The 22,685-nt window shown below is 64.4% G+C and carries 17 protein-coding genes; 8 read left to right on the top strand and 9 right to left on the bottom strand.

Translation table 11 applies throughout. The features are described 5' to 3' along the window. Nucleotides 1-145 precede the first annotated feature (145 nt). Genes B7H23_RS11995 through B7H23_RS11965 form a run of 7 tightly spaced genes read left to right on the top strand, consistent with a single transcriptional unit; the run spans nucleotide 146 to nucleotide 8,879 of the window. Nucleotides 146-787: a TetR/AcrR family transcriptional regulator gene (locus tag B7H23_RS11995; RefSeq protein ID WP_094077606.1), complete on the top strand. Its 642-nt coding sequence runs from the start codon at nucleotides 146-148 to the stop codon at nucleotides 785-787. Between the two features lie 14 nt (nucleotides 788-801). Continuing rightward, entirely contained in the window at nucleotides 802-1,950 is a 1,149-nt protein-coding gene (locus B7H23_RS11990) for an isovaleryl-CoA dehydrogenase (protein ID WP_476703828.1), read from the top strand. Further along, complete coding sequence (locus B7H23_RS11985; protein WP_094077604.1) at nucleotides 1,947-3,557, top strand: carboxyl transferase domain-containing protein; 1,611 nt, start codon at nucleotides 1,947-1,949, stop codon at nucleotides 3,555-3,557. Before B7H23_RS11990 ends, B7H23_RS11985 begins: the two co-directional genes overlap by 4 nt. Before the next feature lie 10 nt (nucleotides 3,558-3,567). Then, the gene (locus tag B7H23_RS11980) at nucleotides 3,568-5,565 is read left to right on the top strand and encodes an acetyl/propionyl/methylcrotonyl-CoA carboxylase subunit alpha (protein ID WP_094077603.1); all 1,998 of its coding nucleotides are present in this window, start codon (nucleotides 3,568-3,570) and stop codon (nucleotides 5,563-5,565) included. Between the two features lie 4 nt (nucleotides 5,566-5,569). Further along, nucleotides 5,570-6,427: a hydroxymethylglutaryl-CoA lyase gene (locus B7H23_RS11975; protein WP_094077602.1), complete on the top strand. Its 858-nt coding sequence runs from the start codon at nucleotides 5,570-5,572 to the stop codon at nucleotides 6,425-6,427. Next, a complete protein-coding gene (locus B7H23_RS11970; RefSeq protein ID WP_094077601.1) occupies nucleotides 6,421-8,094 on the top strand; it encodes an AMP-binding protein in 1,674 nt (557 codons plus the stop codon). The genes B7H23_RS11975 and B7H23_RS11970 overlap by 7 nt, the downstream gene beginning before the upstream one ends. Beyond that, on the top strand, nucleotides 8,091-8,879 hold the full coding sequence (locus B7H23_RS11965; protein WP_094077600.1) for a crotonase/enoyl-CoA hydratase family protein: 789 nt from the start codon (nucleotides 8,091-8,093) through the stop codon (nucleotides 8,877-8,879). The genes B7H23_RS11970 and B7H23_RS11965 overlap by 4 nt, the downstream gene beginning before the upstream one ends. A 71-nt stretch (nucleotides 8,880-8,950) precedes the next feature. On the opposite strand, the gene B7H23_RS11960 is transcribed toward B7H23_RS11965, so the two are convergent. Continuing rightward, on the bottom strand, nucleotides 8,951-9,622 hold the full coding sequence (locus tag B7H23_RS11960; RefSeq protein ID WP_094077599.1) for an OmpW/AlkL family protein: 672 nt from the start codon (nucleotides 9,620-9,622) through the stop codon (nucleotides 8,951-8,953). 314 nt (nucleotides 9,623-9,936) lie between these two features. On the opposite strand from B7H23_RS11960, the gene guaD reads away from it, so the two are divergent. Further along, nucleotides 9,937-11,319: a guanine deaminase gene (gene guaD / locus B7H23_RS11955; protein WP_094077598.1), complete on the top strand. Its 1,383-nt coding sequence runs from the start codon at nucleotides 9,937-9,939 to the stop codon at nucleotides 11,317-11,319. 20 nt (nucleotides 11,320-11,339) lie between these two features. Here guaD and B7H23_RS11950 read toward each other — a convergent pair whose 3' ends face one another. The 8 genes from B7H23_RS11950 to B7H23_RS11915 form a co-directional block, all read right to left on the bottom strand. Next, nucleotides 11,340-12,365 (bottom strand): dipeptide ABC transporter ATP-binding protein, encoded by a 1,026-nt coding sequence (locus B7H23_RS11950; RefSeq protein ID WP_094077597.1) that lies wholly within the window; start codon nucleotides 12,363-12,365, stop codon nucleotides 11,340-11,342. A 2-nt stretch (nucleotides 12,366-12,367) separates the two neighbouring features. Beyond that, entirely contained in the window at nucleotides 12,368-13,390 is a 1,023-nt protein-coding gene (locus B7H23_RS11945) for an ABC transporter ATP-binding protein (RefSeq protein WP_094077596.1), read from the bottom strand. Between the two features lie 2 nt (nucleotides 13,391-13,392). Beyond that, the gene (locus tag B7H23_RS11940) at nucleotides 13,393-14,328 is read right to left on the bottom strand and encodes an ABC transporter permease subunit (RefSeq protein WP_094077595.1); all 936 of its coding nucleotides are present in this window, start codon (nucleotides 14,326-14,328) and stop codon (nucleotides 13,393-13,395) included. 9 nt (nucleotides 14,329-14,337) lie between these two features. Next, nucleotides 14,338-15,342 carry an ABC transporter permease subunit gene (locus tag B7H23_RS11935; RefSeq protein WP_094077594.1) on the bottom strand — a complete coding sequence of 335 codons (1,005 nt, stop codon included), beginning with the start codon at nucleotides 15,340-15,342 and terminating at the stop codon, nucleotides 14,338-14,340. A gap of 51 nt (nucleotides 15,343-15,393) precedes the next feature. Continuing rightward, a complete protein-coding gene (locus tag B7H23_RS11930; protein WP_094077593.1) occupies nucleotides 15,394-16,998 on the bottom strand; it encodes an ABC transporter substrate-binding protein in 1,605 nt (534 codons plus the stop codon). Nucleotides 16,999-17,263: 265 nt separating this feature from the next. Continuing rightward, the gene (locus B7H23_RS11925) at nucleotides 17,264-20,509 is read right to left on the bottom strand and encodes an error-prone DNA polymerase (RefSeq protein ID WP_206608906.1); all 3,246 of its coding nucleotides are present in this window, start codon (nucleotides 20,507-20,509) and stop codon (nucleotides 17,264-17,266) included. 42 nt (nucleotides 20,510-20,551) lie between these two features. Then, nucleotides 20,552-22,078 (bottom strand): Y-family DNA polymerase, encoded by a 1,527-nt coding sequence (locus B7H23_RS11920; RefSeq protein ID WP_094077591.1) that lies wholly within the window; start codon nucleotides 22,076-22,078, stop codon nucleotides 20,552-20,554. Beyond that, a complete protein-coding gene (locus B7H23_RS11915) occupies nucleotides 21,981-22,652 on the bottom strand; it encodes an ImuA family protein (protein ID WP_193791514.1) in 672 nt (223 codons plus the stop codon). The genes B7H23_RS11920 and B7H23_RS11915 overlap by 98 nt, the downstream gene beginning before the upstream one ends. Nucleotides 22,653-22,685 lie beyond the last annotated feature (33 nt).

Below are 22,685 nucleotides of genomic sequence, written 5' to 3'. Positions count from 1 at the left end.
TCGCACCCCCGTCATTCCGAAAGGCGTGTTGGGAAGAAGCGGCGGAATAGGCTTCAGTCCTAGACCAGGTAGATCGAACCACGCCGTATCCACCTATCTGGCGTAGCGGAAAGCGGCTTGCAATCTGCCGAGCCAAGTGTCATGAATGAACGACCATTCATATATTGAGGCAACGCCCACGGTGCTGAAGACCAAACGGCCCGATACGCGAAACGAAGTGCGCCGTGAGGCGCTGCGGCTGTTTGCCGAGCGCGGCTATGCGGCCGTTTCGATGCGCGACATCGGCGAGGCTGTGGGTGTGCGCCAGGGCGCGATCTACAACCATTTCGCCAGCAAGCAGGACCTTCTCGCCGATCTGATGACCGGGCATATGGAGACGCTGATCGAAGCGCTCGACGAGGCTTTGGACGGGTTGGATGGCCCGGTTGCCCGCCTGGCGGCCTTCGTGCGCTTCCATGTCGGCTATCATATCGACAAGCCGGACGACGTGTTCATCGCCTATATGGAACTGCGCAGCCTGGAGCCGGACCACCGGCAGCGCGTTCATGCCCTTCGCAACCGCTACGAAGCCGTTCTTCGCGGTATTCTGACCGATGGCGCGACGCAGGGCGCATTCCGCATCCCCGACATCGCCGTCCAGACCCGCGCCATCATCGCCATGATGACGGGCGTCACGGTCTGGTACCGCGAGGGCGGGCGGCTCGGTCGGCGAGAAACCATCGAGGGTTACGTACAGATGACAATGCAGAGCGTCGGCATAAATGATCCGGCGGGAGGAGACAAATAATGTTCGATCAGACCATGAATTTCGCGCTCGGTGACGACATCGAGGCGCTTCGCGACATGGTTCGGCGCTTTGCCGCCGCCGAGATTGCGCCGCGCGCTGCCGAGATCGACGAGACCAACCAGTTCCCGAACGATCTGTGGAAGAAGATGGGCGATCTGGGCCTTCTTGGAGTCACCGTTTCGGAAGAGTATGGCGGCGTCGATATGGGCTATGTCGCCCATTGCGTGGCGCTGGAGGAGATTTCCCGCGCCTCGGCCTCGGTCGGCCTGTCCTACGGCGCCCATTCCAATCTCTGCGTCAACCAAATCAAGCGCAACGGCACCGAAGAGCAGAAGCAGACCTATCTGCCCAAGCTGATTTCCGGCGAGCATGTCGGCGCGCTGGCCATGAGCGAGCCGGGCGCCGGCTCCGATGTGGTGTCGATGAAGCTGCGGGCTGAAAAGCGCAATGACCGCTTCATCCTGAACGGCAACAAGATGTGGATCACCAACGGGCCGGATGCCGATACGCTGGTGGTCTATGCCAAGACCGAGCCGGATGCCGGGCCGCGCGGCATCACCGCCTTCCTGATCGAGAAGGATTTCAAGGGGTTTTCGACCGCGCAGAAGCTCGACAAGCTGGGCATGCGCGGCTCCAACACCTGCGAACTCGTCTTCGAGGATTGCGAGGTGCCCTATGAGAACATTCTGGGCGAGGAGAATGGCGGCGTGCGCGTTCTGATGAGCGGGCTCGACTATGAGCGCGTCGTCCTCGCCGCCGGCCCGCTCGGCATCATGGCGGCCTGCCTCGACGTGGTGGTCCCCTATATTCACGAGCGCGAACAGTTCGGTCGACCGATCGGCACCTTCCAGCTGATGCAGGCCAAGGTCGCCGACATGTATGTCACGCTCAATGCGTGCCGCGCCTATGTCTATGCCGTGGCGGCATCCTGCGACCGGGGCGAGACCACCCGCAAGGACGCGGCCGGCTGCATTCTCTACGCGGCGGAAAAGGCCACCCAGGTCGCGCTGGAAGCCATCCAGGCGCTGGGCGGTAATGGCTACATCAACGAATATCCGACGGGCCGCTTCCTGCGCGACGCAAAGCTCTACGAAATCGGCGCCGGCACGAGCGAAATCCGCCGTATGCTGATCGGCCGCGAACTGTTCACGGAGACGGCATGAGCGCGCTTCTTACAAGCCAGATCGCCACACGGTCCGAGGCATTCGAGACCAACCGAAAGGCGATGGAAGAGCAACTCGCGGCGGTGCGGCAGATTGCCGACCGGGCGCTCGAAGGCGGCAGCGAACGGTCCCGCGAGCGGCATCTGTCCCGCGGCAAGATGCTGCCCCGCGACCGGGTGCAGAACCTGCTCGATCCGGGCTCGCCCTTTCTCGAAATCGGCCTGCTGGCGGCGAACGGCCTCTATGGCGATGAAGTGCCGGCGGCGGGCGCGATTGCCGGCATCGGGCGCGTCATGGGCCGCGATGTCATGGTGCTCGCCAATGACGCCACGGTGAAGGGCGGCACCTATTACCCGCTGACGGTCAAGAAGCATCTCCGCGCACAAGAGATCGCCGAACAGAACCGGCTGCCCTGCGTCTATCTGGTCGATTCCGGCGGCGCGAACCTGCCCAATCAGGACGAGGTTTTCCCCGACCGCGATCATTTCGGCCGCATCTTCTTCAACCAGGCGCAGATGAGCGCCAAGGGCATCGCCCAGATCGCCGTCGTCATGGGCTCGTGCACCGCGGGCGGCGCCTATGTGCCGGCGATGAGCGACGAGACAATCATCGTCAAGGAACAGGGGACGATCTTCCTGGCCGGTCCGCCGCTGGTGAAGGCCGCGACGGGCGAAACCGTCACGGCGGAGGAACTGGGCGGCGGCGATCTGCATACGCGCCTGTCCGGCGTCGCCGATCATCTGGCCGAGAACGACGCCCATGCGCTTGTCATCGCGCGGCGGATTGTCGGCAATCTGGCGCCGGCGGAGCGTGCGCCGCTCAATCTGACCACGCCGGAGGCGCCGGCCTACGATCCGTCCGAGATCATGGGCCTCGTGCCGGCCGATCCGAAGGTACCGTTCGACATTCGCGAGATCATCGCGCGGATCGTGGACGGCTCGCGCTTCGACGAGTTCAAGGCGCGGTTCGGCGAAACGCTCGTCTGCGGCTTCGCCCATCTGCACGGCATGCCGGTCGGTATCCTGGCCAATAATGGCGTGCTGTTCGCCGACAGCGCCGTGAAGGGCGCGCATTTCGTCGAACTGTGCAGCCAGCGGAAGATCCCGCTGCTCTTCCTGCAGAACATTACCGGCTTCATGGTGGGACGGCAGGCCGAGGCGGGCGGCATCGCGCGCCATGGCGCCAAGCTCGTCACCGCCGTTTCGACCACCGCCGTGCCGAAGATCACGATGATCGTCGGCGGCTCCTACGGCGCCGGCAATTACGGCATGGCCGGCCGCGCCTATTCGCCGCGGTTCCTCTGGTCCTGGCCGAACAGCCGCATCGCGGTGATGGGCGGCGAGCAGGCCGCGCAGACGCTTGCGATCGTCAAGCGCCAGGCCATGGAAAAGCGTGGTGAGGAATGGAGCGTCGAGGACGAAGCCGCCTTCCGCAAGCCGACCGAAGAGATGTTCGCCCGCCAGAGCCACCCGCTCTACGCATCGGCGCGGTTGTGGGACGATGGCGTGATCGATCCCGCCAGAAGCCGCGACATTCTGGCGCTATCGCTCGCCACCACGCTGAACGCGCCGATCGACGACACGCGCTTCGGCCTGTTCCGGATGTGAGGAGAAAGATATGAGCATCAACAAACTCCTCATCGCCAATCGCGGCGAAATCGCCTGCCGCGTCATGCGCACAGCGCGCGATCTGGGCATCGCGACCGTCGCCGTCTATTCCGACGCCGACGCCAACGCCATGCATGTCGCCATGGCGGACGAAGCAGTGCGGATCGGGCCGGCCCCGGTCAGCGAAAGCTACCTCAAGGGCGACACGATCATCGAAGCGGCCAGGCGCACCGGGGCGGATGCGATCCATCCCGGCTACGGTTTCCTGTCCGAAAACCCCGATTTCGTCGAGGCGGTCGAGAAGGCCGGGCTGATTTTCGTCGGCCCGTCCGCCGACGCCATTCGCGCCATGGGACTGAAGGATCAGGCCAAGGCGCTGATGGAAAAGGCCGGTGTTCCGGTCGTTCCCGGCTATCATGGCGAGGAGCAGGATCCCGCCGCGCTGAAGGCCATCGCCGGCGAGATCGGCTATCCGGTTCTCATCAAGGCGCGGGCCGGCGGCGGCGGCAAGGGCATGCGCCGTGTGGAGCGGGAAGACGAGTTCGAGGAAGCGTTCGCCAGCGCGCGGCGCGAAGGGCAGAACAGCTTCGGCGACCCCACCTGCCTGATCGAGAAATATATCGACAAGCCGCGCCATATCGAACTGCAGGTCTTCGGCGACAATCACGGCAATGCCGTTCATCTGTTCGAGCGCGACTGCTCGCTGCAGCGTCGCCACCAGAAGGTGATCGAGGAAGCGCCGGCACCCGGCATGACCGAAGAGATGCGCGCCGCGATGGGCGAAGCGGCCGTGCAAGCCGCCAAGGCGGTGAACTATTCCGGCGCGGGCACGGTGGAATTCATCGTCGATGCGTCGGACGGGCTGCACCCGGACCGTTTCTGGTTCATGGAGATGAACACAAGGCTGCAGGTCGAGCATCCGGTCACCGAATATGTGACGGGCCTCGATCTGGTGGCGTTGCAGATCCTCGTGGCCAATGGCGAGAAGCTGCCGTTCGAGCAGGACGATCTGCAACTGATGGGCCACGCCTTCGAAGCGCGGCTCTATGCCGAGGATGCCGAGGCCGGATTTCTGCCGGCCACGGGGGATCTGGACACGCTGGTCTTCGCGCCGGAGACGGAGGATGTCCGCATCGATACGGGCGTTCGGCAGGGCGATTCGATCACCCCGCATTACGATCCGATGATCGCCAAGATCATCACCTACGGTGCCGATCGCGCCAGCGCGCTGGCGAAGCTCAAACGCGCACTGGATGAGACGATCATCACCGGTTCCGTTACCAATCGCGCCTTTCTGTCGCGTTTGGCGGACGATCCCGAGTTCGCGGCCGGCGATGTCGATACCGGTCTGATCGGCCGTAAACAGGACGAACTGACGGCCCGCGTGGAGGCTGACGCCGAAACGAAGGCGCTGGCCGCCCTCGCCATGCTGACGCCGGGCGCGGCATCGGCCGACGCCGCCGATCCGTTCGCCGCGCTTCATAATTTCCGGCTTTTCGGACCGGCGCGGCAGATCGTTCTCTTCGACGATGGGGAGGGCGGGCAGATCGAAATCGCCGTCGAGCGACGGCGCGACGGCACCCGCCATGTCGTGCTGCCGGACGCGACAGTCGATTTCGACAACGTGGCGGTTGGCGATGACGGCGCGCTGACCGTCCATCGCGATGGCCTGATGAGCCGGGCGACCGTGGTTCGTAGCGGCTCGACGATCACGATCTCTCGAAACGGTCAGACGCACAGCTTCACCCGGCACGATCCGGCCGCTGCGCTGGACGATGCGGGCGGCGACGGTCTGATCGCGCCGATGCCGGGCCTTGTCCGGCAGGTGAACGCGGCAAGCGGCGATCGCGTGGAGAAGGGGCGCACGCTGATCGTGCTGGAAGCCATGAAGATGGAGCATTCGCTGACCGCGCCACGCGATGGCGTCATCGCCGAACTGATGGTCGGCGAAGGCGATCAGGTCGAGCAGGGCGCACTGCTGCTGCAACTGGAACCGGAAGAGGGCTGATCGCATGGCCGACGAGGTTCTTCTCTTCGAAATGGCGCCGCGCGACGGTTTGCAGAACGAAGCGACGCCGATTCCGACCGACCGGAAGATCGCGCTGGTCGACAAGCTTTCGGCCTGCGGCTTCCGGAAGATCGAGACCGCCAGTTTCGTCTCGCCGAAATGGGTGCCGCAAATGGCCGACGGCGCGGAGGTTCTGGCGGGCATCGACCGGCGCGCCGGCACGCTCTACACTGCACTGACGCCGAACATGAAGGGGCTGGAGCGCGCCATCGCGGCGAAGGCCGATGAGGTCGCCATCTTCGCCAGCGCGTCGGAAAGCTTCAGTCAGAAGAACATCAACTGCTCCATCGCCGAGAGCCTGGAGCGGTTCGCCCCGATCGTCGAGGCAGTGCGCAAGGCCGGTCTACCCGTGCGCGGCTACGTCTCCTGCGTCACCGATTGCCCCTATGAGGGGGCCATCGCGCCGGATGCCGTCGCGCAGGTCGCGGCCGATCTGGAGGCGCTCGGCGTGTATGAAGTCTCGCTCGGTGATACGATCGGGCAGGGCACGCCCGAGAGCGTTGCCGCCATGCTGCAGGCGGTTCTGGAGCGTCTGCCGGCCGATAAGCTCGCCGGTCACTATCACGATACGGGCGGACGCGCCCTCGCCAATATCCGCGTCAGCCTGGAGAACGGGCTGCGGACCTTCGACGCTTCCGCCGGCGGGCTTGGCGGCTGCCCCTATGCGCCGGGCGCCAAGGGCAATGTCGCGACCGAAGCGGTGGTCGAAATGCTCGAAGCGGAAGGGTTCGTGACAGGGATCGATCAGGCGGCGCTGGCCGAGGCCAGCCGGTTCGCGCGCACACTGAGAGCGACGTGCTGACCGCCGGTGCGGACTGGCAGGCCGTTCGCGACGCGTTTCGTTGGGCGATCCCCGCGCGCTACAATATCGGCGTCGATGTCTGCGACCGCTGGGCGGATGCGGAACCGCAGCGCGAAGCCATTGTCGATGTCGGGCCTGACGGCGCGGTGCGCCGCTACAGTTTCGGCGACCTCAAGACCCTGTCGAACCGGCTGGCGGGCGCATTGGCCGCACGGGGAATCGGACGGCGCGCCGACAACGCGCATGGCGACCGGATCGGCGTTTTGCTGCCGCAGCGGATCGAAACGGCGGTGGCCCATATCGCCGCCTTCAAGCTCGGCGCGATCTCCATTCCGCTTTTCAAGCTCTTCGGACCGGAGGCGCTCCTGCACCGGTTGGCCGATTCCGGCGCTTCGGTCGTCATCACCGATGCCGAAGGCGCGACCAAGCTGGCACCGTTACGCGCCGACCTGCCCGATCTCAGGCTCGTGCTCTGCGTCGACGGGCCGCAGGACGGCTGCGAGGATTACGCGGCCTTCTGCGCCGAGGGGCCGGAGGATTTCGCGCCTGTCGATACGGCGGCGGACGACCCGGCGCTGATCATCTACACATCCGGCACGACCGGCGCGCCGAAGGGTGCCCTTCATGCCCACCGCGTTCTGCTCGGCCATCTGCCGGGCGTCGAGATCAGCCACGATTTCCTGCCGCAGCCGGGCGACCGCATCTGGACACCGGCGGACTGGGCCTGGATCGGCGGCCTGCTCGACGTGCTGCTGCCGGCGCTGCATCACGGCGTGCCGGTCGTTGCCCACCGCTTCCGAAAGTTCACCGGCGAGGCGGCCTTCGCCTTCATCGCCGAGCACGAGATCCGAAACGCTTTCCTTCCGCCGACCGCGCTGAAGATGATGCGGCAGGTGCCGGCGGATGCACGGCCTGCGGTTGCAATGCGCTCGGTCGCCAGCGGCGGCGAAACGCTCGGCGCCGAACTCATCGACTGGGGGCGCGAGGCGCTGGGCGTCACCATCAACGAATTCTATGGCCAGACCGAGTGCAACATGGTCGTGTCCTCCTGCGCCGCGCTGGAGCCGGCGGAGCCTGGCGTTATGGGCCGGCCCGCGCCCGGCCATGAGGTGACGGTGGTGGACGCCGAAAACGGCGCCATCCTTCCGGCAGGCGAAGAGGGCGCGATCGCCGTGCGGGCGCCCGATCCGGTGATGTTTCTCGGTTACTGGAACCGGCCCGAGGCGACCGCCGAGAAATTCGTGACCGGCGATGTTCGCGATGGGTGGATGCTGATGGGCGATCGCGGCGTGCTGGAAGACGATGGGCGCATCCGCTTCGTCGGGCGCGACGACGACGTGATCTCGTCCGCCGGCTACCGGATCGGTCCCGCCGAGGTGGAGGATTGCCTTCTGCGCCACCCGGCGGTTCAGCTTGCCGGCGTCATCGGCTGGCCCGATCCGCTGCGCGGCCATGTGGTCGCCGCCTTCATCGTGCCCGCCGAGGGCGTCGCGCCGTCTGACGATCTGGCCGAAGAGATCGCGCACTTCGTCAAGGCGCGCCTGGCGGCGCACGAATATCCGCGTATCGTCCGGTTCATCGATGAGATGCCGATGACGACGACGGGCAAGATCATTCGCGGGCGCCTGCGCCAGCTCGCTTCGGAAGAAACGGAGACCTCGCCATGAAAACGGATTTCGAGACGCTGGCCGTTGCCGTCGATGATCGGGGGGTCGCGGCACTGACCCTGAACCGGCCGGACAGGAAGAACGCGCTTTCCGCCACGATGATGGACGAGCTGACCGCCTTCGCCCGGCTGGCCGAAGAGGACCAGAGCATACGCGCGGTGGTGCTCTCCGGCTCCGAAGGCACGTTCTGCGCCGGGGCGGATCTGAACTGGATGATGACGCAGATCGAGGCCGACCGGGCGGGCCGGATGGCGGAAGCGCGGCGTCTGGCCCTCATGCTGAAGGCGCTGAACGAGATGGCCGTGCCGCTGATCGGCCGGATCGAAGGCGTGGCCATGGGCGGCGGGGTCGGCATGGCCTGCATCTGCGACGTCGCCATCGCGGCAGAGGATTGCCGCTTCGGCTTCACCGAGACGCGGCTCGGGATCATTCCGGCAACCATCAGCCCCTACGTGCTGGCGCGAATGGGCGAGGGCAGGGCGCGGCGCGTCTTCATGAATGCGCGTCTGTTCGGCGGCGTGGAGGCTGCGGCGCTGGATATGGTGGCGCGCGCCGTGCCGGCGGCGGATCTGTCCGAAGCCGTGGAGGCGGAGGTGGCGCCCTATCTGAAATTGCCGCGTGGGGCTGTCGGGCGGGCCAAGCGCCTGGCCCGCTCGCTCGGTCCGACGATCGACGAGACGGTGATCGAGGCGACCATCGAGCAGCTTGCCGATACGTGGGAAGCCGACGAGGCCCGGGAGGGCATCGCCGCATTTCTGGACAAGCGAAAGCCGCGCTGGAGCTGACCCCCCGCTCAGTTTCCGTAAGGCCGCGCGGCCCGGCAACTTGTTTTCAAGCTGCCGGATCGTTCCCCCGATCAGAAGCGGTAGGTGATACCCGTGCCGATCATCCAGGGATTGATGTTGGCTTCGCCGGTGAACAGATTGCCGGCGGCGTCGCGGCCTTCCCAGTCCGTCTCGACGAACAGCTTCTTGACGTCGAAGTTCATGCCCCAATTGTCGGTGAACATGTAGTCGAAACCGACCTGCAGGGCCGCGCCGAAGGCATCGTCGATATCGAGCGAAGCCAGCGGACCGTCGCCCTCTTCCTCGAAGAAGATGGTGTAGTTGACGCCAGCGCCGACATAAGGCTTGAAGGCGCCGAAATTGGTGAAGTGGTACTGCAGCAGCAGTGTGGGCGGCAGGACCCAGGTGGAGCCGACATCGCCGAGGCCAGCGCCGTCTTCCTCGATATTCGTCTTCGTCGTGCCGAGGATCAGTTCGGCGGCGATATTCGGGGTGAAGTAATAGGTGATGTCGAGTTCGGGAATGATGGAATCGGAGAATTCCAGATCGGACCCGGGCACCTGATCGATGTTGCCGCTGTCTTCGATGATGACCCCGACAGCGCGTGCGCGGACCTGCCAGCGGCTCGGCGCAACGGACGTTTGCGTATAGTCGGTGTAATCCGCCGCGTAGACCATGGGAGATGCGGCCATGACGAGTCCGAGAGCCGTAAGGCCGGTCCGGGCGAGAGTTTTAGCGATCATGATTAAACCCCTCTAATCGCTTTGTTTTCGACGCCGGGACGCTAGACCTGCACCATAGGAATAATTTGATATGGATCAACGGATTTCGAGCCATGGTGTCGCTGTTGCCGATTTGTCACGGCGGTGTTGCCACGAGCGGTCCGGAGGATGAAAATGCTTACCCGCGGGCGCTGCCGTCCTGCACTGGTTTTGCAAAAAGACCCTCTGCGCGCAAAGGGTTGTTCATTGTCGGTTGTTGAAGTTGTTATGGTCGAACAAACCAGATGCGGAATTGGGGCTTCTTCCCTAACCGCCGGGAACGAGAATAGGCGGCTATGAACAATCTTCGCGGCAAGACGCTCCGGGCGTCCGGGTTTCATGCGCCGGTTTGCGGTGAGGTCGATTCGTTCGCCGATAGCCTGATCGCGATCGACGAGAACGGCGTGATCGAAGCCGTTCATCGACCCGGCGAGCCGGACTATGACAAGGCGCTCCGCGCTGCGACGGATGGCGGTGCGCTGGTCGATCTGCCGGATGGTGCCATTCTGCTGCCCGGATTCGTCGATCTGCACATCCACGCGCCGCAATATCCGCAGCTCGGCAATGCGCTGGACGTGCCGCTTGAGGTCTGGCTGCAGAGCCATACCTTTCCGCTGGAAGCACGCTATGCCGATCTCGCCTTCGCCCGGCGGTCCTATACGGTTCTGGTCGACGACCTACTGGCGTCCGGCACAACCACGGCGGTCTATTACGGCACCATTCATGACGAAGCGAACCGTCTTCTCGCCGATCTTTGTATCGAAAAGGGCCAGCGTGCCTTCGTCGGCAAGGTCGCGATGGACAATCCGGCGGAGTGCCCCGACTACTATCGCGATAAGAGCGTCGATGCCGCGTTGAAGGCCACGGCGGGCCTGATCGAGCATATCCGCGGCCATCCGGACAATGAGGACAGCCTCGTTCGGCCCATCGTCACGCCGCGCTTCATCCCGTCCTGCACCGACGATCTGCTTGCCGAACTCGGCGCGTTGGCCAAGGACCATGATTGCCACACGCAGACCCATTGCTCCGAAAGCGACTGGGAGCACGGCTATGTGATCGACCGGCACGGTATGAGCGATACGGAAAGCCTCGACCGGTTCGGGCTACTGCGCGCCGGCACGGTGCTGGCGCATGGCAACTTCCTTTCGGCGAGCGACATGGAGGTGATCGAGGTGCGCCAGTCGGCGGTGGCGCATTGCCCGCTCTCCAATATCTACTTCTCCGACGCGGTGTTTCCGCTCAAGGCGGCTCTGCGCAAGGGGCTGCGCGTTGGACTCGGTACCGATATTTCGGGGGGTCCGTCGGCCAGCATGTTCGACAGCGTTCGCAGCACAGTTTCCAGCGCCCGCCAGCTGGAACGCGGCACCGACCCGTCGCTCGGTCGCGATGAACGCTCCACACAGGGCGATGTGCGGATCGATTTTCGCGAGGCGTTTCATCTGGCGACGGCAGGCGGCGGCGCCGCGGTCGGTCTTCCGGTCGGCGCCTTTGCGCCGGGCTTTCAGTTCGACGCGATCATGATCGATCCGGAGGCGGTGTCCGGCACGATCCGGCTCTGGCCGGATCTTTATGAGGGCGATCAGGTTCTGCAGACGATTCTGTTCACGGCCAGCCGCGCCAATATCGCTTTGGTCTGGGTTGGCGGGCAGCATCGCTCGGGCACGCCCGACCGCCAGTAAGCGGTGAGCCCTCTCGGCGGCTAGGCCGTGCCGACAACCTTGACGTCGACCGGGTTGAAGCAGGCGCAGAGGCGTTCGTCCATCGTTTCCAGCGGCGGCTCTTCTTTCCGGCATCGGTCCATCACGTTGAAGCAGCGCGGATTGAAGTTGCAGCCTTCCGGCGGATTGAGGGGCGAGGGCAGTTCGCCTTCCAGCCGGATGCGGTTCTTTTCGGCAAACGGGTCGGCCACCGGTGTCGCGGACAGAAGCGCGGCCGTGTAAGGATGGCGCGGCCGGTTGAAGACGGTTTCCGCTTCACCAACTTCCACGGGTTTGCCGAGATACATGACCATGATCTCGTCGGCGATGTGCCGCACGACGGACAGATCGTGACTGATGAAGAGATAGGCCAGGCCGAACTCGTCCTGCAGATCCATGAGGATATTGAGGACCTGCGCCTGAATGGACACATCGAGCGCGGAAACCGGTTCATCCAGTACCAGGACCTTCGGGTTGAGCATCAGTGCACGGGCGATGGCGATACGCTGGCGCTGGCCGCCGGAGAACATATGCGGGAAACGCTGGTAATGCTCGGCGCGCAGGCCGACGCGCTCCAGCATCGCCTTGGCCTTGTCGCGCCGGCTTGCCGCATCTTCATCTGTGTTGATCTTCAGCGGCTCTTCGAGGATCGCGCCGATCTTCTGGCGCGGATTGAGCGAGCCGTAGGGGTTCTGAAAAACGATCTGCACCGCCTTGCGCATTTCGGCGGAGGAGCGGTCGAGCGGCTTGCCATCGATCGTGATGGTGCCTTCGACGGGCTCTTCGATCATGGTGACCATGCGACCGAGGGTCGATTTGCCGCAGCCGCTCTCACCCACCACGGCGAGGGTGCGCCCGGCATGCAGATCGAAGGAGACGCCATCGACTGCGTGGACGGTGCCGCTTTCGCGGAACAGGCCGCGCGAGACCTCGTAGCGCTGCTTCAGGTCGCGGGCAACCAGCAGGGGCTCTTCACCACCGACATGACGGGTGCGGAGAACCGGGGTTTCGTCACTGGGCTGCGCCATACTCATTCCATCATCTCCGCCATGGCCTGACCGATATGTTCGGGATCGGGATGGCCCCGCGGCACGCCCTGCTCGAGCGGATAGTTACACAGCGCATGTCCGAATTCCGCGCCCTGCCGCTCGACGCTGCGCCTGCAAAGATCGGTGGTGAAAGCGCAGCGGGGCGAGAAAAGGCAGCCATTCGGCCGGTCATCGGCGCCCGGAACCTTGCCGGGAATGGCCGGCAGGCGGCCATGCTTGGTCGCCCGCTCGGGCAGGGCCGACAGAAGCGCGGCGGTATAGGGATGGTGCGGACTTTCGAACAGCGGGCGCACATCCTGCTCCTCGACGCGCTGGCCGGCATATTGGACGTGCACGCGCTGCGCCGTTTCCGCCACCACGCCCATATCGTGCGTGATCAGGATCAGCGCCATACCGCGCTCTTTCTGCAGATCGGCCAGAAGATCGAGGATCTGCGCCTGGATGGTGACGTCGAGCGCCGTCGTCGGTTCGTCGGCGATCAGAAGCTTCGGATTGCAGGCCAGCGCCATGGCGATCATGACGCGCTGGCTCATGCCGCCCGACAATTGATGGGGAAATTGCGACAGGCGGGTTTCGGGCGAGGGGATGCCGACGAGCGACAGCAGCTCGATCGTCCGCTCCTTGCGCTCGGCGCGGCCAAGACCGAGATGCTTGCGCAGCGATTCGCCGATCTGGAAACCCACCGTGAAGCAGGGATTGAGGCTGCTCATCGGCTCCTGAAAGATCATGGCGATGTCGCGACCGAGCAGCTTGCGGCGCTCGCGCGTCTTCATCGCCATCAAATCCCTGCCATCGAATTCGAGCCGGTCGGCCGTCACTGTCGCCGTGAAGGGCAGCAGGCCCATCAATGCCAGCATGGAGACCGACTTGCCGGAGCCACTCTCGCCGACGATTGAGAGGATGTCGCCGCCATCGCAGGAGAGGGAGACATTGTCGACGGCGCGGAACGGCCCTGTCGCCGTGGCGAAGGTGACGGAAAGGTTCTCGATATCGAGTAGGGGCATGCTCAGCTCTCCCTCAGCTTGGGGTCGAGCGCATCGCGCAGGCCGTCGCCCATCAGATTGATGGCCAGCACCGTGGTGAGGATCGCAAGGCCGGGGAAGGTGACGACCCACCAGGCCCGCAGAATGAATTCGCGCGCCTCGGCCAGCATGGTGCCCCATTCGGGTGTCGGCGGCTGCGCGCCCATGCCGAGGAAGCCGAGCGCGGCGGCGTCGAGAATGGCATTGGAGAAGGCGAGCGTGCCCTGCACGATCAGCGGCGCCAGGCAGTTCGGCAGAATGGTGATGAACATCAGCCGCAGGATGCCGGCGCCGGCGACTTCGGCGCTCGTCACATATTCGCGGCGTTTTTCGGCGAGGACCGAACCGCGCGTCAGGCGCACGAAATGCGGCTGCAGGATGAGCGCAATCGCGATCATCGCATTGATGAGACCCGGCCCGAGAATCGCGACCAGCACCAGCGCCAGAAGAAGCGACGGGAAGGCAAGGATCACGTCCATGACTCGCATGATGGCAGTATCGATCCAGCTGCCGAACCAGCCGGCGATCAGCCCGACGATCACGCCCACGGAGACCGAAAGGGTAACGACGAACAGACCGACGAATAGCGAGAAGCGCGCGCCATAGATCAGGCGCGACAGAAGGTCTCGGCCCACGGCATCGGTACCGAGAAGATAGGCGCTGGAGCCGCCTTCCTGCCAGACGGGTGGCAGGAGAAGCGCGCTGCGATCCTGCGCGGCGGGATGGTAGGGCGCGATGAGCGGCGCGAAGATCGCGATCAGGACGATGGCGACAAAGACGACGAGCCCGATGACCGCGCCCTTGTTCCGCGAGAAATAGTGCCAGAATTCGCTCGCACGCTGCCGGCGGATCGCCCAGACAGTGACTTCGCCGGCGGGCTTGGTATGAGCGTCCGATTCCTGTGCTTCAATATGGACCATATCGGTTCCTCAGTGCCGGATGCGCGGGTTGACGAGGCCATAGGTGACGTCAACCAGAAGATTGACGACCATGACAATGCCGGCGATCAGCAGCAGGCCGCCCTGCACCACGGCGTAGTCGCGCTTGAACACGCTATCGACCATCCACTTGCCGATGCCCGGCCAGGAGAAGATCGTCTCGGTGAGAATGGCACCGGCCAGTAGCACACCAACTTGAAGGCCGATTGTGGTGATGACGGGGATCAAAGCGTTGCGAAGCGCGTGCAGCCCGATCACCCGGCGGGGCGGCATGCCCTTAGCACGCGCGGTGCGGACATAATCCTCGCCGAGCACCTCCAGCATGGCGGAGCGGGTCTGGCGCGCGATGACGGCAAGCGGGATCGTCGCCAGCACAATGGCCGGCAGGATCAGATGGCTGAGCGCGGATTTGAAGGCGCCGGCCTGGCCGGACAGCAGGCTGTCTATCAGCATGAAGCCGGTGACTGGCGGAAAGAAGTAGAGAAGCGAGATGCGCCCCGATACCGGCGTCCATTGCAGGATACCGGAGAAGAGGATGATCAGCAGAAGCCCCCACCAGAAGATCGGCATGGAATAGCCGACCAGCGCAACACCCATCAGACCCTGATCGAGCCAGGAACCGCGCTTGACGGCAGCCAGAACGCCGAGCGGAATGCCGACGGCGACGGCGATGATGATCGCGACCGTCGCCAGTTCGATCGTGGCGGGAAAGAGCGTGAAAAACTCTTCCAGAACGGGACGCTTCGTTACGATCGACGTGCCGAGGTCGCCTTGCAGCGCGCTCCAGGCATAGTCGAAATACTGAACGATGAGCGGCTGGTCGTAGCCGTAGAGGCTGCGCAGTTCGGCGTAGCGCTCGGCGCTCATGCCGCGTTCGCCAGCCAGCATGAGGATCGGATCGCCCGGAATGAGGCGGATGAAGGCGAAGGTCACGATCGAGACCCCAATGAAGGTTGGGATCAGCAGACCGAGCCGGTGGAGGAAAAAGCGGAGCATGGGTTCGCGAATGGATCGGGGGCCGGGTTTTCACCCGGCCCCCGGCCAACCTTATTCGGCGATGTCGACGCCCTCGAAGGCGTGGCCTCCGAGCGGGTCCTGCTTATATCCGGTGACGTTCTTGCTCATCGGCATGACTGTCACAGAATGGGCGATGGTTGCCCAAGGCGCCTCGCGCTTGAAGACTTCCTGAGCCTGCTTGTAGAGCTCGGCGCGCTCTTCCTGCGTGCCGCTCTTGGCCTTGGTGATAAGGTCGTTGAACTCCTCATTGCACCACTGGGCGCGGTTGGAGCCACCCACGGCGTCGCAACCCAGAAGCACGGCAAGGAAGTTGTCCGGGTCGCCATTGTCGCCGGTCCAGCCCAGCAGCACCGCGCCGTCGCGGTCTTCGGCCTTGGAGCGCTCCAGATACTCGCCCCATTCATAGGAGACGATCTCCACATCGACGCCGATCTTGCTGAAATCCTCCTGGATCAGCTCGGCCATCCGACGGGCGTTCGGGTTGTAGGGGCGCGCCACGGGCATCGCCCAGACCTTCATGGAAAGGTTCTCGACACCGGCATCGGCCAGCATCTGCTTGGCCTTTTCGGGGTCGTAGGCATCGTCCTCGATGGCCTCATTGTAGGACCACATCGTCGGCGGGATCGGGTTCTTGGCCGCCTCGCCGGCGCCCTGGAAGACGACGTCCAGAATGGCCTGCTTGTTGATGGCCATGTTGAGCGCCTTGCGCACTTCCGGCTTATCGAACGGCTCGACCTTGGTGTTGTAGGCCAGATAGCCGACATTCAGGCCTTCCTGTTCCATGACCTGCAAATTGTCGTCACCCTTCAGGCTCTCGATATCCGCCGGGTTCGGGTAAGGCATGACCTGGCATTCGCCGGCCTTCAGCTTCTGCTGGCGCACGGAGGTGTCCGTCGTGATGGCGAAGACCAGATCGTCGATCGGCTGCTTGCCACGGAAATAATCCGGATGGGCCTTGTAGCGGATGACGGCGTCGGGCTGATAGGCGACGAACTGGAACGGGCCGGTGCCCACCGGCTTCTGGTTGAGGTCGGCTTCATTGCCCGCCTCGGCCAGCTGGTCGGCATATTCCTTGGACAGGATGGAGGCGAAGTCCATGGCGAGGTTCGCCACGAACGGCGCTTCCGGACGGGTCAGCTTGAACTTGACCGTCATGTCGTCGACCTTCTCGATCGATTCGATCAGCTCCGGCATGCTCATGCCGTTGAAATATTCCCAGGATGCGCCCTCGACATACTGATTGAACGCGTTGTCTTCCTTCAACTGGCGTTCGAACGAGAAGATCACGTCATCGGCGTTGAGATCGCGGCTCGGCGTGAAGTAGTCGGTGGTGTGGAATTTTACGCCCGGCGCAAGCTTGAAGGTGTATTCCAGCCCGTCGTCGGAGACTTCGTAGCTCTCGGCGAGGCCGTTCTCCAGTTCGGTCGTGCCAGGCTTGAACTGCATGAGGCGGTTGTAGACGGCCTTCGACGAGGCATCGAATGTCGTGCCGGCGGTATAGAGCGCGGGGTCGAACCCTTCGGGCGAGCCTTCCGAGCAGTAGACCAGCGTTTTGGCCTGCGCGGCCAGCGGCATGCCGATCGCCATTGCGGCGGTCAGGGCGGTCGCGGCTAGAATTTTGCGACTGAATTTCATGATATGACGTCTCCCAACGTTGATATTCTTGCTTCTTGGCAAGGGCTTCGCCTCCGCGGGAAAGAAAGGCCGTGGGGCGTAGCCTTGGCGGCAACAAACGCCAGAATTGATCGGATGACAAGGTGTGACCCAAGGTAAGTGGTCGATTGCGTGGCGGGCTGTCCACAGAAGACGGTCTTTCCCAAACGTGATTTTTATTGGAAAAATATAACTTTACGAGCGGAGGAGAGGTGTTCGAGATCGAGGGGTTCGGGCTTCGGACCGATCAATGGAAATCGCGTGATTTCGGAATGATCCGCGCCTGACGGGGATGGCGCTGCGGCGATGGCGACAGCGGGTTTCGCACGTGGTCGGCCCGGCACATCTGGATCGTCAGCGGCCCTTCGGAAAGGCGTTCGAGCGCGTCGCTCCGATCCGTCATTTTTCGCGCCACCACATGCATGATGTCGGCGTCGCGCTGGACCACGCCTTCCACCGCCATCAGCCGCGCAGTCATCACGGTCTTGCGGAACGCCGCCATCACTTTCGGCCAGATGACGAGGTTCGCGACGCCGGTTTCGTCCTCCAGCGTGATGAAGCAGACGCCCTTGGCGCTGCCCGGCCGCTGGCGAATGAGAACGAGGCCGGCGATCCTGACCGGGCTGTTGTTTCTCGCCGTCTTGAGTTCCTCGGCCGTGACATAGCCCTGCTGCGCCATGGATTTGCGCATGAAGCGCATCGGATGCTCTTTCAGCGACAGGCGCGTGGTCTGGTAATCGGCGACCACATGTTCGCAGGCCGCCATGGCCGGCAGCGCCACCGGGGTCTCTTCCCCTTCGTCCCGCGTCTGGCGGAAAAGGGGCAGATCGGGCGCGTCGCGAATGGCGCGGGCGTCCCAGAGCGCGGCGCGCCGGTCGAGCCCGAGCGAGCGGAAGGCGTCGGCGGCCGCCAGTCTGTGAATCGCGCCAGCGCCAAGACCGGCTCGGCTTTTCAGACTCTCAACGGTCTCGAAAGGCCTATCGCGCGCCGCGATGAGCCGGATCGCAACCTCTTCACCCAGCCCCTCGATCTGCCGGAAGCCGAGACGCAGCGCCCAGCCCGTGCCGGACGGCTCCAGCCGATTGTCCCAATCGCTGAAATTGACGTCCGCCTCGCGCACCTCGACATCATGGTCGCGCGCATCGCGGACGATCTGGGCCGGGGCGTAGAAGCCCATGGGCTGCGAATTGAGAAGCGCGGCGGCGAACGCGTCCGGGTAGTGGCATTTCAGCCATGACGAGATGTAGACGAGTTTGGCGAAGCTCGCCGCATGGCTTTCCGGGAAGCCATATTCGCCGAAGCCCTTGATCTGATCGAAGCAGCGGCGGGCGAAAGCCTCGTCATAGCCGCGCTTCACCATGCCGCCGACCATGTCGTTCTGCAGCGCGCCGATCGTGCCGCGCGAGCGGAAGGTCGCCATTGCCTTGCGCAGCTCATTGGCCTTGGCGGGCGAGAACTTCGCCGCTTCCAGCGCGATCTTCATCGCCTGTTCCTGGAAGATCGGTACGCCGAGGGTGCGCTTCAGAATGTTCTTCAACTCGTCCGGATCGTTGGGCGGGGCGGGTTTCGGGTATTCGACGTCTTCCAGCTTGTTCCGCCGCCGCAGATAGGGGTGGACCATGTCGCCCTGGATCGGGCCGGGCCGGACGATGGCGACCTCGATGACCAGATCGTAGAACTTTTCCGGCTTCAGGCGCGGCAGCATGTTCATCTGAGCGCGGCTTTCGACCTGAAAGACGCCGAGGCTGTCGGCCCGGCGCAGCATTGCGTAAGTCTCTTCGTCATCCGGTTCGATGGAATTGAGTTCGAGCTTTCGGCCGTAATGGGCCGCGATCAGGTCGAAGCATTTCCGGATGCAGGTGAGCATGCCGAGCGCCAGCACATCGACCTTCAGGATGCGCAATTCGTCGATATCGTCCTTGTCCCATTCGATGAAGCTGCGATCCGGCATCGCGCCATTGCCGATCGGCACTGTCTCGGTCAGCGGCCCTTCGGTCAGGATGAAGCCGCCGACATGCTGGCTGAGATGGCGCGGCATGCCGATCATCTGGCTGGCGAGTTTGATCGTGCGTGACAGGACCGGATCGGACAGATCGAGCCCGGCCTCGCTGACGTTCTTCTCGCCCATTTCGCGGCCGAAACTGCCCCAGACGGTGCGGGCGAGCGCGCTCGTCACATCCTCCGACAGGCCCATCGCCTTGCCGACCTCGCGGATGGCCGAGCGCGGGCGGTAATGGATCACCGTGGCGCAGAGGCCAGCGCGCTGGCGGCCATATTTCTCATAGATGTGCTGGATGACCGTTTCGCGCCGCTCATGCTCGAAATCGACGTCAATATCGGGCGGCTCCTCGCGGTCCTCACTGATGAAACGCTCGAACAGCATCTCGTTTTCGGCCGGATCGACGGCGGTGATGCCGAGCACGTAGCAGATGGCGGAATTGGCCGCCGAGCCGCGACCCTGGCACAGAATATGCTGGCTTTTGGCGAATTCCACGATGTCGTGAATGGTCAGGAAATATTGCGGAATGTTCTTCTTTTCGATCAGCGCCAGTTCTTTTTGCAGCGTATCGCGAACCTTCTGCGGCACGCCGTTCGGATAATGATGCGCCGCACCGGCCCATGTCAGTTTTTCGAGCTGGCTCTGCGCGGTTTCACCCGCCGGCACCGTTTCGTTGGGATAGTGGTAGGAGAGATCGGTCAGGCTGAACCGGCACATATCAGCGACCTGTCGCGTCGCGGCAATGGCGTGCGGCCACTCAGCGAAGAGCCGCACCATCTCGTCCGGCGATTTCAGATGCCGCTCCGCATTGGCGTCGAGCAGGAACCCCGCCCGGTCGACGCTCGTCTTCTCGCGGATGCAGGTCATGATGTCCTGCAAGGGCCGCCGGGCGGCCTCGTGATAATGGACATCATTGGTCGCCAGAAGGCCAAGGCCATTCTGCCCGGCGATCCGGTCGAGCCGGTTGATGCGCGCGCGGTCGTCGCCGCGATAGTGATGGCAGGCGGCCAGGTGGCGCAGAGTCGGCAGGGCGGAGGTCAGCGCCGACAGATCGTCCGGCGGATCGTCCGGCGGAACCATGATGAGCTGGATGCCCTCGGCATGGGCGGCAAGATCGGTCAGATCAATGTCGCAGACGCCCTTCTTCTGCCAGTTGCCGTCCGCATCGTGCATCTTGCCCTTGGAGAGCAGGCGGCAGAGCCGGCCATAGGCGTCGCGGTCCATCGGATAGGCGAGGAAGGTTTCGCCCGTCATCAGTTGCAGGCGGCATCCGATCAGCGGCTTGATATGCGCCTGAACCGCATTGGCATGGATGCGCACCACGCCCGCCAGGCTGTTGAGATCGGCAATGCCGAGCGCGTCATATCCGAGTTCATGGGCCGTGCCGACCAGTTCCGCCGCGTCCGACGCGCCGCGCAGAAAGGAAAAGGCGCTCATCACGCCCAACTCGACATAGGGCGAGCGCGGGTTCCAGCGGAAGCGAGGTTCGACCATCTTCTTGGGATGCTGGTTGTCGTTGAGCGGCATGGCGATCCCTCACGCGAAAAGGCCGTGCAGGAACCAGCGCGGCTCGCCGCCGCGCCCGTCGCCATGCAGGCCCTCGCGATAGAGCCAGAAGCGGCGGCCGGTCGCATCCTCGACCCGGTAATAGTCGCGCAGCCGTGTGCCGGCGCGGTCGCGCCACCATTCCGGGGCGATCCGTTCCGGCCCCTGATAGCGGGCGATGCGGTGAGGGCGGCGACGCCAGACGAATTGTGCGGGCGGGCCTTCCGGCACGGCATAGAGGACGTGCACCTCTTCGGCCGGGTCGAGCAGGCGGAGCGGACGTTCCTTTGCCTTGTCTTCAGCCGCCATCGCCTCCTTCGCCAATGACGAGCCATTATGGCGGGCGCGTTCCGGCACATGGCTCGCATAAGGCAGCGGACAGTAAATGGCGGCGTCGCCGAACCGATTGGTGAGCCGGTCGATCAGGCGCGGCAGGTCGAGCGTGTCGTCGGACGGCGCGGTCAGATCGCTCTGAACGGTCTTCATCGGATGGGCGGCGATGGCCTCCAGGGCCATCACATCGAAGCCGAAGCCCGGATCGAGCTGTTCCACCCGTTCGCGAAAGAGCGAGGCCATATGTGCCGGATCGCGGGTGGGCGCGGCGGTGGCGGCCTCGATGCGACCGATCTCGCCATCGGTGCGGTAAACGGTGAGTCGGATGCGGCGCGCGCCGTGTCCGGCCTCCAGCAGAAAGGCGCAGAGCTGACGGAAGAGGTCCGGCAGATGGTTCGCCGGGTCGACGATCGGTTCGGCCAGGCTCTTCTGGACATGGAAGGGTGGCGCTTCGTCCGGCGCAGTCAGCGGCTCATCCGTTCGCCCCAACGCCTGATCGAGGCGCAGAAGCGGGTTGGCGACAAGTTCGCTGCGGGAGAAACGGCGCGTCAGATGCAGGCGCGGCACGGCCATCAGATCCCCGATGCGGCGCAGGCCAAGCCGGTGCAGCAGAAGGATCGTGTCCGGCTCGAGCCGCAGGCTGGCGACCGGCAAAGGGGCAAGGTCCGCCGCCGGATCCGTGCAGAGTGTGTGGCTTTCGCCATAATGGGAGAAGGCATGAGCCGCGCCGATGGTGGGCGCTATGGCAATGCGGCAGCCATAGCCGAGCGCGCCAAAGCGCGCTTCCATATCCGCCAGCATGGCCGCTTCGCCGCCCCATAGATGATCGGCGCCGGTCGTATCGAGCAGAAGGCCGCTGCCTCCTTCCGCGATGCTCCACGGGCACCAGCGCCGCGCCCAGAGCGCCAGCTTTTCCAGCGCCGCTTTGTCGCCGGCGGGGTCGGCCTGTTCGAAATGGACCGTCGGGCAGAGGGCGCGCATATCGACGGCGCGCGCGCCCTTGCGGATGCCGGCTTCCCGGGCCGCTTCATCGAGGTCGTGAATGATCGGGCCTTTCGGGCCATCGGTTATGAGAGCGAGCGGCCCATCAGGAGGCGGCGCGGCGCGCCGGCGCTTGCGCAGCCGCATCCAGCGCTCCATCGGAAAGCGCGGGAACCAGATCGAGACGATGCGCCGCGCGGTCATAGGACGCCACCCAATGGCCGGGACGCCGCTCGCGCGAACGAAAGAGTTCGGCATGCCAGAGCGGACCGCCCGGCGCCTTTGCATCGTCCGGCAGGGGCGAGGATGGCAGCGATTGCAACCGCCAACGCTCGCGCGCGGCGCTGAGGTCGGCGCTCGCGCCATGGCGGATCAGCCAGCAGGGAATGCCGGAGGTCTCGGCACGCATGGCAAGGCGCTTGCTGGCGGTGAAATCCAGCGCTTTCGGATTGCCCCAGAGTTCGGCGACAACCGCCGAAAGGGCGCCGCAGCGCAGCCCTTCCTCGGCGGCGGTCAGCACATCGGCGGGTTTGGCGAGGCGTGCGCGGATGAAGGGGATCGTCAGGCAATAGGGTTCGCCCGTCTCGATCAGCGAGAGGCGGTCGGTGATCCACAGAAAGGGCTGCTCCGCCGCACGCAGATGCGCCAGCACGAATCCCGTGCTCGCCCCGTCCGAGGGGCGCGTGGAAAAGGCTTCGGCAAGCCGGGCCCGGCCATCGGGTAGTGGGACGGGCGCAAATGGCTGCCGTGCCGAAAATCGTGGGCGAAATCCGGTCATCAGGCATGGGTCTGCTGCGTTCTAATGTTCTCT

The sequence above is a fragment of the Notoacmeibacter marinus genome (genome assembly GCF_002238045.1).
In the GTDB taxonomy this organism is placed as follows: Bacteria; Pseudomonadota; Alphaproteobacteria; order Rhizobiales; family Rhizobiaceae; genus Notoacmeibacter; species Notoacmeibacter marinus.
The sequence above is the reverse complement of the archived record's forward strand: the minus strand, read 5'-3'. Positions and strand labels throughout refer to the sequence as shown.

What these genes read in the sequence shown, in the direction of transcription:
- B7H23_RS11995 (WP_094077606.1), top strand. Translation starts at nt 146, where the DNA reads ATGAACGACCATTCATATATTGAGGCAACGCCCACGGTGCTGAAGACC.
- B7H23_RS11990 (WP_476703828.1), top strand. Translation starts at nt 802, where the DNA reads ATGAATTTCGCGCTCGGTGACGACATCGAGGCGCTTCGCGACATGGTT.
- B7H23_RS11985 (WP_094077604.1), top strand. Translation starts at nt 1,947, where the DNA reads ATGAGCGCGCTTCTTACAAGCCAGATCGCCACACGGTCCGAGGCATTC.
- B7H23_RS11980 (WP_094077603.1), top strand. Translation starts at nt 3,568, where the DNA reads ATGAGCATCAACAAACTCCTCATCGCCAATCGCGGCGAAATCGCCTGC.
- B7H23_RS11975 (WP_094077602.1), top strand. Translation starts at nt 5,570, where the DNA reads ATGGCCGACGAGGTTCTTCTCTTCGAAATGGCGCCGCGCGACGGTTTG.
- B7H23_RS11965 (WP_094077600.1), top strand. Translation starts at nt 8,091, where the DNA reads ATGAAAACGGATTTCGAGACGCTGGCCGTTGCCGTCGATGATCGGGGG.
- B7H23_RS11960 (WP_094077599.1), bottom strand. Translation starts at nt 9,622, where the DNA reads ATGATCGCTAAAACTCTCGCCCGGACCGGCCTTACGGCTCTCGGACTC.
- guaD (WP_094077598.1), top strand. Translation starts at nt 9,937, where the DNA reads ATGAACAATCTTCGCGGCAAGACGCTCCGGGCGTCCGGGTTTCATGCG.
- B7H23_RS11950 (WP_094077597.1), bottom strand. Translation starts at nt 12,365, where the DNA reads ATGGCGCAGCCCAGTGACGAAACCCCGGTTCTCCGCACCCGTCATGTC.
- B7H23_RS11945 (WP_094077596.1), bottom strand. Translation starts at nt 13,390, where the DNA reads ATGCCCCTACTCGATATCGAGAACCTTTCCGTCACCTTCGCCACGGCG.
- B7H23_RS11940 (WP_094077595.1), bottom strand. Translation starts at nt 14,328, where the DNA reads ATGGTCCATATTGAAGCACAGGAATCGGACGCTCATACCAAGCCCGCC.
- B7H23_RS11935 (WP_094077594.1), bottom strand. Translation starts at nt 15,342, where the DNA reads ATGCTCCGCTTTTTCCTCCACCGGCTCGGTCTGCTGATCCCAACCTTC.
- B7H23_RS11930 (WP_094077593.1), bottom strand. Translation starts at nt 16,998, where the DNA reads ATGAAATTCAGTCGCAAAATTCTAGCCGCGACCGCCCTGACCGCCGCA.
- B7H23_RS11925 (WP_206608906.1), bottom strand. Translation starts at nt 20,509, where the DNA reads ATGGTCGAACCTCGCTTCCGCTGGAACCCGCGCTCGCCCTATGTCGAG.
- B7H23_RS11920 (WP_094077591.1), bottom strand. Translation starts at nt 22,078, where the DNA reads ATGACCGCGCGGCGCATCGTCTCGATCTGGTTCCCGCGCTTTCCGATG.
- B7H23_RS11915 (WP_193791514.1), bottom strand. Translation starts at nt 22,652, where the DNA reads ATGACCGGATTTCGCCCACGATTTTCGGCACGGCAGCCATTTGCGCCC.